At 68.6% G+C, this 14,129-nt stretch carries 14 protein-coding genes; 5 read left to right on the forward strand and 9 right to left on the reverse strand.

Going from position 1 to position 14,129, the window contains the following annotated elements:
- Positions 1–62: 62 nt before the first annotated feature.
- Complete coding sequence (gene ggh, locus ACYVKL_RS21780) at positions 63–1,403, reverse strand: glucosylglycerate hydrolase (RefSeq protein ID WP_213558527.1); 1,341 nt, start codon at positions 1,401–1,403, stop codon at positions 63–65.
- A gap of 145 nt (positions 1,404–1,548) precedes the next feature.
- Here ggh and ACYVKL_RS21785 point away from each other — a divergent pair, with 145 nt between their 5' ends.
- The 3 genes from ACYVKL_RS21785 to ACYVKL_RS21795 all read left to right on the forward strand — a co-directional run bounded on the left by ACYVKL_RS21785 (position 1,549) and on the right by ACYVKL_RS21795 (position 4,044).
- A complete protein-coding gene (locus tag ACYVKL_RS21785; protein WP_213558526.1) occupies positions 1,549–2,253 on the forward strand; it encodes an SDR family oxidoreductase in 705 nt (234 codons plus the stop codon).
- Positions 2,254–2,395: 142 nt separating this feature from the next.
- Complete coding sequence (locus tag ACYVKL_RS21790) at positions 2,396–3,199, forward strand: polysaccharide deacetylase family protein (protein ID WP_379165524.1); 804 nt, start codon at positions 2,396–2,398, stop codon at positions 3,197–3,199.
- A 59-nt stretch (positions 3,200–3,258) separates the two neighbouring features.
- Positions 3,259–4,044: a polysaccharide deacetylase family protein gene (locus ACYVKL_RS21795; protein ID WP_379165525.1), complete on the forward strand. Its 786-nt coding sequence runs from the start codon at positions 3,259–3,261 to the stop codon at positions 4,042–4,044.
- 64 nt (positions 4,045–4,108) lie between these two features.
- On the opposite strand, the gene leuS is transcribed toward ACYVKL_RS21795, so the two are convergent.
- Complete coding sequence (gene leuS / locus ACYVKL_RS21800; protein WP_379165526.1) at positions 4,109–6,982, reverse strand: leucine--tRNA ligase; 2,874 nt, start codon at positions 6,980–6,982, stop codon at positions 4,109–4,111.
- Positions 6,983–7,244: 262 nt separating this feature from the next.
- Between leuS and ACYVKL_RS21805 the strand changes: the two genes are divergently transcribed.
- A complete protein-coding gene (locus ACYVKL_RS21805; RefSeq protein ID WP_357189372.1) occupies positions 7,245–7,652 on the forward strand; it encodes an SdpI family protein in 408 nt (135 codons plus the stop codon).
- A 1-nt stretch (position 7,653) separates the two neighbouring features.
- Here the strand turns inward: ACYVKL_RS21805 and ACYVKL_RS21810 are convergent, their stop codons facing one another.
- From ACYVKL_RS21810 to ACYVKL_RS21825, 4 genes are read right to left on the reverse strand one after another with little or no spacing between them, the layout of a single operon-like run.
- Positions 7,654–8,085, reverse strand: coding sequence for a GNAT family N-acetyltransferase (locus ACYVKL_RS21810; protein ID WP_379165527.1), 432 nt, complete (start codon positions 8,083–8,085; stop codon positions 7,654–7,656).
- 27 nt (positions 8,086–8,112) lie between these two features.
- Complete coding sequence (locus ACYVKL_RS21815) at positions 8,113–8,466, reverse strand: SCO6045 C-terminal-like domain-containing protein (RefSeq protein ID WP_379165528.1); 354 nt, start codon at positions 8,464–8,466, stop codon at positions 8,113–8,115.
- Positions 8,463–9,341 carry an MbnB/TglH/ChrH family RiPP precursor modification enzyme gene (locus ACYVKL_RS21820; protein ID WP_379165529.1) on the reverse strand — a complete coding sequence of 293 codons (879 nt, stop codon included), beginning with the start codon at positions 9,339–9,341 and terminating at the stop codon, positions 8,463–8,465. The genes ACYVKL_RS21815 and ACYVKL_RS21820 overlap by 4 nt, the downstream gene beginning before the upstream one ends.
- Positions 9,338–10,276 carry a TIGR04222 domain-containing membrane protein gene (locus tag ACYVKL_RS21825; RefSeq protein ID WP_379165530.1) on the reverse strand — a complete coding sequence of 313 codons (939 nt, stop codon included), beginning with the start codon at positions 10,274–10,276 and terminating at the stop codon, positions 9,338–9,340. Before ACYVKL_RS21825 ends, ACYVKL_RS21820 begins: the two co-directional genes overlap by 4 nt.
- 104 nt (positions 10,277–10,380) lie before the next feature.
- Here ACYVKL_RS21825 and ACYVKL_RS21830 point away from each other — a divergent pair, with 104 nt between their 5' ends.
- Positions 10,381–11,391 carry a bile acid:sodium symporter family protein gene (locus tag ACYVKL_RS21830; RefSeq protein ID WP_379165531.1) on the forward strand — a complete coding sequence of 337 codons (1,011 nt, stop codon included), beginning with the start codon at positions 10,381–10,383 and terminating at the stop codon, positions 11,389–11,391.
- Here ACYVKL_RS21830 and ACYVKL_RS21835 read toward each other — a convergent pair.
- The 3 genes from ACYVKL_RS21835 to ACYVKL_RS21845 are packed head-to-tail and all read right to left on the reverse strand — an operon-like array spanning position 11,303 to position 14,126.
- Positions 11,303–12,421, reverse strand: a complete 1,119-nt coding sequence (locus ACYVKL_RS21835) for an aminotransferase class I/II-fold pyridoxal phosphate-dependent enzyme (RefSeq protein WP_379165532.1) — start codon at positions 12,419–12,421, stop codon at positions 11,303–11,305. The genes ACYVKL_RS21830 and ACYVKL_RS21835 overlap by 89 nt on opposite strands.
- A complete protein-coding gene (locus tag ACYVKL_RS21840; protein ID WP_379165821.1) occupies positions 12,418–13,458 on the reverse strand; it encodes a 3-oxoacyl-ACP synthase III family protein in 1,041 nt (346 codons plus the stop codon). Before ACYVKL_RS21840 ends, ACYVKL_RS21835 begins: the two co-directional genes overlap by 4 nt.
- A 5-nt stretch (positions 13,459–13,463) precedes the next feature.
- Complete coding sequence (locus tag ACYVKL_RS21845; RefSeq protein WP_357189361.1) at positions 13,464–14,126, reverse strand: SRPBCC family protein; 663 nt, start codon at positions 14,124–14,126, stop codon at positions 13,464–13,466.
- Positions 14,127–14,129 lie beyond the last annotated feature (3 nt).

Below are 14,129 nucleotides of genomic sequence, written 5' to 3' on the forward strand. Positions count from 1 at the left end.
TGAAACGCTAGGCCGAACCCGCTCCGGAGCGGTGAAGGCGCGACCGGTTAATTCGCCAATCGTTAGCCAAGCCAGTCCAGGACCGATGCGGCGGTCCAGGACTGCTGCATGCTGCCCAGCGGCTCGCCGGTGAAGGGCTCGTAGTACTCGGCGAAGCTGCCGTCGCTGGCCTGCCGCAGCCCTTCGGCGCGCAGCATGAATGAGCGTTCCGCCCAGCCGCGACGGGCGAACACCCAGGAGAACAGCCAGCTGATCACCGGCCACACCGGGCCGCGCCAGTACTCGCGGGAGCGGAAGTCCCGCGACACCGGAGAGGTCGAGGGCGGCAGCGCGTAGCGCAGGTCCGGGTGCCCGCACCAGCGCGGGCCCTCGAACAGGCGCAGCAGCCGTCGTTCGGCGTCGCGTGGCAGCCCGCCGCTGATCAGCGGCGCGAAGCAGGCGAGGGTCTCGGTGTCGATCCACTTGTCCGCGCGCACATCGAAATCGCGGGCCACGCCGCTGCGCGCGTCGGTGGTGGCGACCACGCCCGCGCGGAAGTAGTCGGCCCATTCGTAGAGTTCGCGCACGTCCGCGTGCGGCTGCTTGTAGTCCTCGCCGATATTGGCGAGCACGTCGCAGGCCAGCGCGAAGATGGCGGTCACGAACACGTCCTCGACCGCGAAGCTCATGGTGGAGGCGAGCTGGTAGTCGTCGTAGCCGGCTCGGCGCATCTGTTCGAGCAGCCACAGGTAGCGGTCGTATTCGCGGTCGGAGGGCCGCTGCGTGGGATCGCCCACCACCTGGGTGTCGGCGCGCTCGTAGGGCGGCAGGTCGGGGCCCGGAATCACGTTTTCGTAGGCGCGATCCCAGCGCGGCGAGTTGTCCATGCCCGATTCCCAGCCGTGGTACAGCGTGATCCGGCCGTGCTGCTTGGGGTCTCGCGCGTAGGCCAGCCAGCGATGCCAGCGCATCAGATCGGGCCAGCGCCGGTTCAGGAAGTCCTCGGCCACGGCGCGGGTGCTGCGGCCGTGCCGGCGGGAGTGGTCCAGAATCCGTTGCACCGCAATGGCATGCACGGGCGGCTGGGTGATCCCGGAGGTGTCGGGACCGTCGGGCGCGTCGGCGGCGAGGCGGCGGCATTCCCAGCGGGCGGGCCCGGGGAAGTAACCGTCCACCCCGTTGGCGAAGACGATGTGCGGAATCATGCCGTTGCGCCACTGCGCCGACAGCAGGGTGTCCAGTTCCAACGCTGCGCGTTCCACGCTGAGCGGCGCCAGCCCGACCGCCACGAAGGCCGCGTCCCAACTCCACATGTGTGGATACAGTCTGGGCGCCGCGCTGGTCATGGTGCCCAGGTCGTTGCCGCGCAGCAGGTAGGCGGCGCGGGCCGCGAGCTGGGTGGGCGTGAATCCCGGGTGTGTCATCGCCCTATTCTGCGCCGGTACCCGCAGGTATGCGCGATAGGCCGGTTCGCCAGAGTGCAACTGTTCGCCTTTTCGTGAATCAGCTAGCGGTGGTGTGCCCGTTCCGAAGCATCGCCGGACCGGGGCAGCCGGTTACGGTGATCACATGGCGACATCCGCGAAGCCCGACACCGACCGGCCGACCGCGTTGATCACCGGTGCCAGCCGGGGGCTGGGGGCGGCGATCGCGCGGGAACTGGCTCCGGCGCACCAGCTCCTGCTGGGCGCGCGCACACCGCAGGCCCTGGAACCGATGCTGCGCGAGCTGCCCGGCAGCGCCGGATGGCCGGTCGATCTCACCGATTACGACGCGGTGGCGCGTGCGGCGGCGGGGATCGAGCGGTTGGATGTCCTGGTCCACAATGCCGGAATCGCCGACCTGGGAACGATAGCCGATTCGTCGGTGGCGCAGTGGCGGAATACGTTGGAAGCCAACCTGATCGCGGTCGCGGAGTTGACCAGATTGTTGCTGCCCGCGCTGCGCGCCGCCAACGGCCATGTGGTGCTGATCAATTCGGGAGCCGGGTTGCGGGCCAATCCGGGCTGGGGTGCGTACGCGGCCAGCAAGTTCGGGCTGCGCGCCTTCGGTGACGCACTGCGACTGGAGGAACCGGCGCTGCGGGTCACCTCGGTGCACCCGGGCCGGATCGGCACCGACATGCAGCGCGAGATCATCGCGGGGGAGGGCCGGGCCTACGACCCGGACGAGTTCCTCACCGCCGAGACCGTCGCCCGCGTGGTCCGCAATGCCGTGGAGACGCCGCGTGACGCGCATCCCACGGAAATCGTGCTGCGCCCCATCGCCCGCTGAGAGCAGCCTTAATTTCTCTGCTGAATTTCAATCATTTCGCACAGAATTGGTGTCCAGTTCACGCCGTATAGATATAACGAGTAGGCCCTGCGAGGGAGGCATGGCAAAGATCGATATATACCTTTCGGAGCGAACTACTCAGATGGATAGACGACAGCTGCTCGCGATGCTCGCCGCGGGCACCGCGGCCGCCTTGACCGGGTGCTCTTCGGACGACGGCCCCTCCCACAAGGTGACCCCGCGGATCAGCGGACCGGTCGCGACGCCCACGCCGTCGGCGTCGGCGAAGCCGATCGCCACGCCGCCCGCCGGGCAGAAATCCGCCATTCCCGCGGGCACCATTACCGCGCTGCCCGGGCACGGCACGAACCTGGCTCTCACCGTCGATGACGGGGCCAGTCCCGAGGTGGTCGGCGCCTACGTCAAATTCGCCAAGGACACCGGGGCGCGGTTCACCTTCTTCGTCACCGCGTACTACGACTCCTGGACCACGCACAAGGCGGCCCTGCGGCCCCTGGTGGAATCCGGGCAGATCCAGCTGGGCAATCACACCTGGGACCACCCGGACCTGACCAAGCTGTCCGCGAGCGAGGTGGCGTCCCAGCTGACCAAGGCAAAAACTTTCCTGCACAACAACTTCGGAGTGGACGGGACGCCCTATTTCCGTCCCCCCTTCGGCCGCCACGATGCTACCGTCGACAAGGTGGCAGCCGACCTCGGTTACACCGTCCCCACCATGTGGTACGGCTCGCTGTCCGATTCCGGTGTCATCACCGAGGACTATCTGATCGAGTGCGCGCAAAAGTATTTCACCGCGCAGGCGATCGTGATCGGCCACGCCAACCACCCCGCCGTGACGCACTGCTACGACCGACTGGTCGAAATCATCCGTGCGCGCAACCTCTCCCTGGTGACGCTCAACGACGTGCTGGTATCACCGGCCTGAGCGGGTTGTGGCGGGGGAGTGGAAGTTTCGTTCTGATGAGGGATTGAAGGTCGATCGACATGGACAGACGACGGCTGCTGGCGCTGCTGGCGGCGGGTGGGGCTGTGAGTTTGCTGGGCGCCGGCGAATCCCGCGCCGACTTCCCCTTCGACACCGGATCGGCGGGCGGGATCATTCCGCCGATGCCCGGCGTGACACCGGATTACGGGCCCAGGGCCGCGATCGGGCCGGGAACCATCAATGCGCTGCCCGGCGAGGGAAACCGCATGGCGCTCACCATCGATGACGGCGCGAGCTCCGAAACCATCGGCGGGTTCGTCGATTTCGCCCGCACCACCGGGGCCCGGCTGACCTTCTTCGTGACCGCCTATTATCCCGGCTGGCTGGATCATCGGGATGTGTTGCGCCCCATGGTCGATTCCGGCCAGATCCAGCTCGGGAACCACACCTGGGACCATCCGGACCTGACCCGGATCTCCGGCGGCGCGGTCGCCGATCAGCTGAACCGCTGCAAGGACTTCCTCTGGAATCAGTACGGCGTCGACAGCACGCCGTACTACCGTCCGCCCTTCGGCCGGCACAACGCCGCCGTCGACGCGGTGGCCGCCGACTGCGGCTACACCGTGCCGACCATGTGGTACGGCAGCTTGAACGACACCAACACCGTGATCAACGAGGGCATGCTGCTCGATGCCGCACACCAGTGGTTCCGGGCACAGTCCATCGTGATCGGCCACGCCAACCGGCCGACCGTCACCCGCATCTACGACCAGCTCATGGACATCGTCCGGGAACGCAACCTGCAACTGGTCACCCTCAACGACGTGCTCATCCCGCCACGATAATGCTTGGGGCAAAAGGAAATCGGGTCCGGCGTGCAGTGCACGCCGGACCCGATTCGGTTGTCCGCTAGGCGACGATGTTCACCAGGCGGCCCGGGACCACGATGATCTTGCGAGGCGGGTTGCCGCCCAGCAGTTCCGCGATCTTCTCGTCGGCCAGGGCGGCCGCCTGGACCGCGGCCTGGTCGGCGTCGGCGGCGACGCTGATCCGGCTGCGGACCTTGCCGTTGACCTGGATCGGGTACTCGACCGAATCCGCCACCAGCAGCGCGGGATCCGCCTTCGGGAAGGGGCCGTGGGCCAGGGCGGTGGTGTGGCCCAGGCGTTCCCACAGTTCCTCGGCCACGTGCGGGGACATCGGGGCCAGCATCAGGACCAGCGGCTCGACCAGCTTGCGGGGCGCACCGTCGCCGTAGTTCTTGGTCAGGTAGTTGGTCAGCTCGATCAGCTTCGCGCCCGCGGTGTTGTCGCGCAGGTTGGCGTAGTCGTCGTCGACGCCGGCGATCGTCTTGTGCAGCAGGCGCAGCGCCTCGGCCGAGGGCTCGGTGTCGGTGACCTTCAGCGCGCCGGTCTCCTCGTCCACGGTCAGTCGCCACACGCGCTGCAGGAAGCGGTGCGCGCCGACGACGTCCTTGGTCGCCCACGGGCGCGAGGTGTCCAGCGGGCCCATCGACATCTCGTAGAAGCGGAAGGTGTCCGCGCCGTACAGGTCGCACATCTCGTCGGGGGAGATGGCGTTCTTCAGCGACTTGCCGATCTTGCCGTACTCCTGGAAGACCTCTTCCTCGGTGCCGGAAGCGTTGGTCCAGAAGAACTTTCCGTCCCGCTCCACGATCTCGGCGGCCGGCACGTAGGCGCCGCGCGCGTCGGTGTAGGCGAAGCCCTGGATGTAGCCCTGGTTGAACAGGCGGCGGTACGGCTCGAAACCGGACACCTCACCCAGGTCGAACAGCACCTTCTGCCAGAAGCGCGCGTACAGCAGGTGCAGCACCGCGTGCTCCACGCCGCCGACGTACAGATCCACGCCGCCCGGATCCTTCGGACCGTGCTCGGCGGTACGCGGGCCCAGCCAGTACTTCTCGTTCTCCGGGGCGCAGAACGCCTCGGTGTTGGTGGGATCGGCGTAGCGCAGCTGGTACCAGGAGCTGCCCGCCCAGTTGGGCATCACGTTGGTGTCGCGGCGGTACTTCTTGGGGCCGTCGCCCAGATCCAGTTCGACGTGCACCCATTCGGTGGCCTTGGCCAGCGGCGGGGACGGCTCGGAGTTCGCGTCGTCCGCGTCGAAGGTGACCGGCGCGAAGTCCTCCATCTCCGGCAGCGTCACCGGCAGCATGGATTCCGGCAGCGCGTGCGGCGCGCCGTCCTCGTCGTAGACGATCGGGAAGGGCTCGCCCCAGTAGCGCTGGCGGGCGAACAGCCAGTCGCGCAGCTTGTACTGGACGGTGCCGCGGCCGTGGCCGTCGGTCTCCAGCTGGGTGATCACCCGCGCCTTGGCGGTGTCGATGTCCAGGCCGTCCAGGTAACCGGAGTTCACCAGGGCGCCGTCGCCGGCGTAGGCGGCCTGCGAGATGTCGCCGCCCGAGACCACTTCCACGATGGGCAGGCCGAAGGCGGTGGCGAACTCCCAGTCGCGCGGGTCGTGGCCGGGGACGGCCATGATGGCGCCGGTGCCGTAGCCGGACAGCACGTAGTCGGCGATGAAGATCGGCACGCGCGCGCCGTTCACCGGGTTGGTGGCGTAGGTGCCCAGGAAGACGCCGGTCTTCTCCTTGTTCTCCTGGCGCTCCAGATCCGACTTGGCGGCGATCGACTTGCGGTAGCCGGCAACGGCTTCGGCGGGGGTGTCGGCGCCGCCGAAGGTCCAGCGGGCGTCGGTGCCGGACGGCCAGGTGTCGCCGGTCAGGCGGTCCACCAGCTCGTGCTCGGGCGCGATCACCACGTAGGTGGCGCCGAACAGGGTGTCGGGCCGGGTGGTGAACACCTCGATGATGTCGCTGCCCGCCTCGAACTTGACCTGCGCGCCCCGCGAGCGGCCGATCCAGTTGCGCTGCATGGACTTCACGTTCTCCGGCCAGTCCAGCTCGTCCAGGTCGTCGACCAGGCGATCGGAGTAGGCGGTGATGCGCATCATCCACTGCCACAGGCGCTTACGGAACACCGGGAAGTTGCCGCGCTCGGAGCGGCCGTCGGCGGTGACCTCCTCGTTGGACAGCACGGTGCCCAGGCCCGGGCACCAGTTGACCATCGAATCGGTCTGGTACACCAGGCGATGGGAGTCGACGACCGCGTTGCGCTCGACCGGGGACAGGTCGGCCCAGGCCCGGCCGACCGCGGGCGCTCGCTTGCCGGAATCGAATTCGGCGATCAGCTCGGCGATCGGGCGCGCCTTGTTCAGGCCCTCGTCGTACCAGGCGTTGTAGATGCGCAGGAAGATCCACTGCGTCCACTTGTAGTACTCGGGATCGGTGGTGGCGAAGGTGCGCCGGCGGTCGTGGCCCAGGCCCAGCCGGTCCAGCTGCCGCTGCATGGTCGCGATGTTCGCCATGGTGGTGTCGCGCGGGTGCGCGCCGGTCTGCACCGCGTACTGCTCGGCGGGCAGGCCGAAGGCGTCATAACCCAGGGCGTGCAGCACATTCCGGCCGTGCATGCGGTGGTAGCGAGCGAACACGTCGGTGGCGATGTAGCCCAGCGGGTGCCCGACGTGCAGGCCCGCGCCGGACGGGTACGGGAACATGTCCTGGATGAACAGCTTGTCGGCGGGAATGCCGGAGGCCAGCGGGCCCACCGGGTTGGGGGCGAAGAAGGTGCCGCGCTCCTCCCAGTTGCGCTGCCACTTCTGCTCCACGCGTCCGGCGAGGTCGGCGTTGTAGCGGTGTGCGGGAACGTCGCCGCCCCCAGCCGCGGTCGCGGTGGGTGTTTCGGTTGCACGGGTGTCCTGCACGGTCCTGCCTTCGCTTGTCCAGCCAATCCCCGATAAAGGTCGCTCACCAGGGTAAAGGTCACCCACCCCAGGCCCCAAAAAGGGTCCGCTGAGTCCATCCCCCTGGCGGAACCCCACCCGAAGTTCGCGGCCCGGCTCGGTCTGGACTGACGTAGCGGGGGAGCGAAGCGGAGGAGCGGAGGAGGGAAGACCGAGCTTGCAGGGCCGCGAACCCGCCCGGAGCGAAGCGAAGGGCAAATATGCACGGTGTAGCCTCGACCGGGTGTTGGTTGTGGCGCTGATCCTCTTTGTCCTCGCGGCTGTGGCCGTGGTCACGGGCGTGCTCGGACTGACCGGCACCCTGCCCGGCAACCGCTATTTCGGGGTGCACTCCGAGGCGGCGCTGAAGACCGAGGAAGCCTTCAAGCTGGGCAACAAGGTCGCGGGACCGACCTCCGTCGTGGCCGGTCTGCTGCTCGCCGCCAGTGGCGCGGTGGCGCTGGTGTCCGGCGGGGTCCCGGCGCTGGTGCTCGCGGTGATCGCCGTGGTGATCGCGCTGTTCACGCTGGGTGCGGGTGCGGCGGCGGCCGAGAAGGCGATCGCGAACGCGTTCCCGGAGGAAGAGAAGGTCGGCGGGTGCGGCAGCGCCTGCGGCGGGTGCTCGCTGCGCGACACCTGCGAGACCGCCTGATTCACTCGGTGAGCGAGCGCCGCATCCAGATGTGCGGGATGCCCGCGTCCATGCCGACCTCGCCGAACGCCCGGTAGCCGAGCTTCTCGTAGAAGCCCACCGCGTGCGTCTGCGAATGCAGTTCGATCGCCGCCAGTCCGCGGGCCCGCGCCCGCTCCTCGATGGCCCGGACCAGGGCCGCCCCGAGTCCGGAGCCGCGCGTCTCCGCCAGCACGGCCAGCCGCCCGAGCACACCGATCCCGTCGCGCAGGAGAAGTCGCCCGGCTCCCGCGGGCTTGCCGTCGAGCCGTCCCAGGAAATGATCGGCGACCTCGTCCAGCTCGTCGATCTCGATCTCCTCCGGCACGCCCTGCTCGGCGACGAAGACCTGCAACCGCACGGCGTAGGCGTCCGCGAGTTCCTGTTCGGTGCTGACGGTGACCACTTCGATCATGAGCTCAGCATGCCCCAGTGCGCAGGATCACTTGCCGAGGGTTCGCCGACCTCGGATGGGCCACCGCGCGCGGTGCGGGCGAGGGTCGGGCAGACCGGCGTGCTCGGCGAAGGCGGCCGCGTCCTCGGCGGTGGTGGTCTTCGGGCGGGTGCGCGCCCACTCCAGGTAGCGGCCGTGGAAGTCGGGGCCGGCGGCGAGCACCAGGCCCGGGAACCGGCGGGCCACCTCGTCGACCCGCTTGTGCAGCAGCCCGTGGGCGGTGGCGGCGAGGTCGCCCGCGTCGAAGCCGGTGGGTGGTTCGGCGCCGGCGACCAGGGCGCGGACGATCGCGGCCTGCTGCTCGGCGAGGGTGACCGTGGACCTGACCGATTCGGTGGTCATGCCGGAATCGCCGCCGTGCGCAGGGTGATCGGCGCCCGGCCGGAGGCGGCGGCGATGGCGTTCAGTTCGGCGGCGAGTTCGGTTGCGGGCGGATAGTTTCCGTCGCGCTCCAGCATGAGCGGTACCGACCGGCCGGTGGCGAACTCGGCCACCAGGTCCAGGACCTCGGCCGGGACCTGGTGGACATGGGTGTCGATGTAGCGCCCGTCCGACTCGTGGCCACCCGCGATATGGCAGTAGGCCACGCGTTCGGCGGGCAAGCGCAGCAGCTCGGTCAGCGGGTCATGTGACGTATTGCGGGCATTGGCATAGACATTCGCGATATCGAGCAGCAGATAGACGCCGGTCCGCTCGACCAGCTCCTGCAGGAACTCGGCCTCGCTGTACTCGGCGTCCGGCCACTCGAACAACGCCGCGATGTTCTCCACCGCCAGCGGCACATCCAATTGCCTGCTCGCCCGGAAGATATTGCGCTCCAGCGCATCCAGCGCCTCTCGGGTGCGCGGCACCGGCAGCAGGTGACCCGCCTCCAGGCCGCCCGCCCGCACGAACGCGATGTGCTCGCTCACCAGCGGCGACCCCAGCGCTCGCGCGCACTCGGCGAGGTGCGCCACCCGGCGATCGTCCACGGCCTCTGCTCCGCCCAGCGATAGTGAAATACCATGCGGTACAGCCGGAATGCCGCGCGCGACCAGTTCGCCGAGTTCTTCGGGAACGGTCACCCCGGCGCGTCGCCTGCGACCGGAATTGCCGGTCGCCAGGGATTCCGCGATGACCTCACAGAAGCCGATGCCGTCCAGTGTGGCGACGATGCCGCAGATCTCGCGCCGCCAGCCGATACCCAGCGCGCCCTCGGGAAGCGGTGATCCGGTCATCCGCCGCAGCCTCCTCCGCCACATCCGCCGCCACCGCAGCTGCTTCCGCCACTGCTGCAACTACTTCCGCTGCTGCCGCAACTGGAGCCACTGCCGCACGAGCTGCCGCCGCCACCAGCACCGCCGCCACCGGCCGCCACCTCGGCTGCCCCGGCGAGCGCCGGGTCGAGGGTCCACAACACCAGCGATCCGTAGAGCGCGACCGCGAGGGCGGCGCTGCTGGCTCCGTATGCCGCGTAAGCCGGCGCGTTGGCCGGTCGCAGGTGCCGGTTGCCGGTACGGGCGGCCTCGAGGGTCTCACGACCGCGTCGGGTCAGCCGGGGCGCGCGGCCAACCACCACGGTGATGACGCTCAGCACGATCATGACGACCACCAGGAAGCCGACCGAATGATGAGTGGCCACACCCGCGATCAGGCGGGCCAGTCCGAGCAGCAGCACCGCGTAGAGCGGGAACCGGGCCGTGCGCAGGGCTTTTCGCTGCTGGTCGCCGAAGAGGTAGCCGCGGTCGGTGAGGTCCTTGCGCATCCGTTCCACCACCCCGCCCGTCCCGACCAGCATGAAGGTCATATTCAGGCGGCCGGGAGTGCTCAGCGCCGCCCACAAGGTGCGGGCGATGGGATCCAGCTCCGGTATGGCGGTGGGGTGGTAAGGCTGGACCGGGGTGCCGGTCGAGTCGATGACTCCGTGGCCGCGCAATTGGGCGAGCCCGGCCAGCACCGGTCGGCGATCGTCGACGAGAACGGCGGTCTCGCTCGGGGTCAGTGGGCGCTCGGGCGCCCAGGCCGGGTCGGTCCGCCGCAGCACGCTCGCGCGGATCGCGTATCCGACCGCGACCGCGATCAGGCCGACGATGACATAGAAGAGGAGGAAGGCCGGGCCCGATATCCCCCAGGTGTTGGTCGCGGCCGCGGCCGTGACGGTCCCATGGACCATGGCGATTCCCCTCGGGAGTCGTCGTGACAGTCGATCAACTCCAGTATCGCGGCTGCACGGGTGCGGTGTTATCCGAAGGATCTTGCGGTCACTAGCCTGATTCGGTGCGATTTCTCAGCAAGTTCTACATAGACGGGTTCATCCTGTCGATCCTCGGCATGGTCGTGCTGGCCAGCATCGTCCCGGCCCGGGGCGATGCCGCCGAGGTGGTGAGCTGGCTGACGAAGATCGCCATCGCGATCCTGTTCCTGCTGTACGGCACCCGGCTGGCCCCGCAGGAGGCGCTCGCGGGCCTGAAGCACTGGCGACTCCATCTGACCGTCCTGGCCTGCACTTTCATCCTTTTCCCGGTGATCGGCCTGGCCGCGCGGGTGCTGGTGCCGCACATCCTCACCCAGGATCTCTACACCGGTCTGCTGTTCCTGTGCCTGGTGCCGTCCACGGTGCAGTCCTCGATCGCCTTCACCTCCATCGCCAAGGGCAATGTGGCGGGCGCGATCGTGAGCGCCACGGTGTCGAACCTGCTGGGCGTGTTCCTGACCCCCGCGCTGGTGATCCTGCTGATGAACACCACCGGACAGGCCAGTGTGGACCCGTCGGCGGTGGTGGACATCGTGCTGCAGCTGCTGGTGCCGTTCTTCGTGGGCCAGCTGATCCGGCCCAAGGTGAAGGGCTTCCTGTCCCGCTACGCCGAGCCGACCAAGCTGGTGGACCGCGGTTCCATCCTGCTTGTCGTGTACAGCGCTTTCAGCGCGGGCATGGTGGAGGGCATCTGGCATGCCATGTCGCCGTGGCGGATCCTGGGGCTGGCGCTGGTGTGCTGCGCGATCCTGGCGATCGTGCTGGTGGCGACCGGATTCCTCGGCGAGGCGCTGGGTTTCGATCGCGCCGACCGGATCGTGGTGGTGTTCTGCGGTTCCAAGAAGAGCCTGGCCACCGGGCTGCCCATGGCGACGGTGCTGTTCGCCGGTCACTCGGTGGGTCTGATCGTGTTGCCGCTCATGATGTTCCACCAGATTCAGCTGATCACCTGCGCGGCCCTCGCAGGGCGCTGGGCTCGTACCGCGCCGTCAACGCCAGCAGCCGACTGTCCTCCCGGCGCAACGGACGCGTGACGCCGGCCGGGGACCGCGCGGCCAGGGCGGCCAGGACGGCCCGATCCGCGCCTGGATCGCCCACCGCGATGCGGGCGCTGCCGTCCGGGTAGCGCTTGGCCACGATCCCGGCACGCGCCAGCGTGGGCGCGATATCGCGGCCGGGCAGGAACAGGAAGTTGGCGCTGCTGCGCGGCACCCGGATACCGGCCCGCCGCAACTCGATCCGCAGGAGTTCGCGCTGCGTGGTGATGCGCAGAATCCGCTCGCCCAGTTCGGCTTCCGCGACGTAGGAGGCGCGCACGGCGGCCACCGCCGTGCCGGGCACCCCGAACGGCAGTTGCAGCCGGCGCACCCGCCGCACCAGGTCCGGCGCGCCGAAGGCATAGCCGATCCGCAGCCCCGCCAGCCCATACGCCTTGGAGAAAGTGCGCAGGACCAGCACATTGGGATGCCTGTGGATAAGTTCGACAACGTCCAGCGCGTCGCTCGCGCCGAGGAACTCGGCGTAGGCCTCGTCCAGGATCACCGGCACCCGCGCCGGAACCGAGCAGAGGAACGCCTTCAATTCGCTGGCCCCGGCCACGGTGCCGGTCGGATTGTGCGGACGGCACACCGCGATCAACCCGGTGCGCTCGTTCACCGCGCGCGCCATGCCCCACAGGTCCTGGCGGCCGTGCTGGTCCAGCGGCACCGCCACCGGGCGCAACCCGACCATGTTCGCCATGATCGGATAGCCGTCGAATGTCGGTGTGGCGTAGACGAATCCGGACCCGGCACGGGCCAGGGTCTGCATGATCTGCATGGCGACGCCGGTCGCGCCCGACCCCACCACGATGTGCTCGGCCCCGATCCCGAGGTGCCCGGCGATCAGCCGCGGCAGGCTCCGGGGCAGGAACTCCGGATACCGGTTTGCTCCGGCGAGGCAGTCTTCGATCGCGGCTACCACGGAAGGAAGTGGCGGGAACGGGTTTTCGCTGAGACTCAGATCGAAGCGGATGGTGTCGGCGTCGCCGCGCAGGCCGGTCGGCCAGTGCACGGGGCGCGTCATCGGGCGGCTCCCCAGCGGACGGCCGCCGCGCCCGCGAAGTCCCCGGCGTGCGCGAAGGCCGCCATCAGCACGACCGACCCGTTGCGCAGCCGCCCCGCCCGGTTCTCGGCGTCCAGGGTCACGGGAATGCCCGCGGCGAACAGGTTTCCGCAGCTGTCGAAGGTGTCCGGATGCCGTTCGGGCGGCAGTTCCATGGCCTCGTTCCAGTTGCGCAGGAACAACCGGTTGGGCTGGTTGGTGACGAAGGTGTCGATATCGCTGGACTTGACCCCGATCCGCTTGCACACCGCCTGCGCGACCTCCGGCACCAGCCGGTTGCCGCGCGTCATCACCTTGGCCACCTTGGATTCGGTGAAGGTGACGCAGCCCTGACCCTCGCCGGGCTCCCAGTACTTGCGGTCGCCGTTGGTGCTGAATTCCATGTCCCCCGCGAACTCCGGATAGGTCCGGCATTCGATATCGAGGATTGGTGCGGAATTGTTCTTCACCAGCAGTCCGACCCCGCAACCGTCGCCGGGCACCGGGGCCTGCGCCAGCCCGCGGATATCGGACTGGGTGAACACCGGTCCCGCGCAGTTCTGGGTGCAGGCGATGAGCGCGGTGCGCGCGTCGGTGGTCTGCAGGATCATCCGCGCCGTCCACATCATGTGCACGAAGGCCGCGCAGCCGCCGTTGTGGATGTCGAAGACCCAGCGCGGCTTCATGCCCAGGCGGCGCGCCACCTCGGGGCCGGGGCCCAGCACCGGATTGTCCGGCAGCTGGGTGTGGGTCAGCAGCACGTCGATATTCGAGATCTCCCGGGCCCCATGGCGTTCGACGAGCGGCGCGACGGCGCGCTCGACCATGTCCACGGCCGTCTCGTCGCGGCCGACGTGGTGGCGGCCCTTGGGGGCGCGGAACATGACGTTCTTGGCCATCCGGTCCGAGCGCGAGAACTGGGTGAAATATTCGGTGCCGACGGGGTCGCCGGGCAGGTAACCGGAGACGTCGGCCAGGCTGACCGGCGGCGTCCGCAGGGTGGGGTCGGTGAAATCCATGGCGGTCACTCACTCATCCAGTCGGGCTTGATGGGCAGGCCGTGTGACGCGCGGTATTCCGCGATGGCCCGAAGGTTGTCGAGCTCCAATTGGTGTCCCGCGGAGAACATCTCCCAGAAGTCACCCACCCACACCTTGCGCTTGTCCGGCGCGGTGTCCTGGTAGGGGTTCCGGTCGTAGAACGGGTGGTGGCAATTCGTCCACAGCACCACCGATCCCGGCTTGTCGAACACCACCTGGGCGTCGACGACCCGCATCAGGTAGATCATCCACAGGTGCTCGCTCTGATCCCAGGCGCAGTGGTAGTCCACGGTCATGGCGTCGGGATTGGCGACCGTGCGGGTGTAGATATTCGTGTTGTCGCCCAGTCGGTCGTGCGACACCCACAGTCCAGGCTCCGCGGTCTCGGTGAAGCCCCGCAGGCTGTAGGTCCACTCCTCCAGGCACCGGGTGTCGGCGAGGTATTCGTACAGCTCCCGCGGCGGGGCCTCGATGAATCCCTGAACCGGGCAGAAGTCACCGAAGATCTGGTCGTGCGGATACACCGACCGCAGCATGTCCAGGATGATCGGGGTGGTGGCGTCACGGTCGGAGTTCTCGATGCGCAGCAGTCCGGGGATGGCGGCGTCGGGGATGTCGCTGAGGGCGGGCAGGGCGCTGGTTGTCACGGA

Source organism: Nocardia tengchongensis, assembly GCF_054781395.1.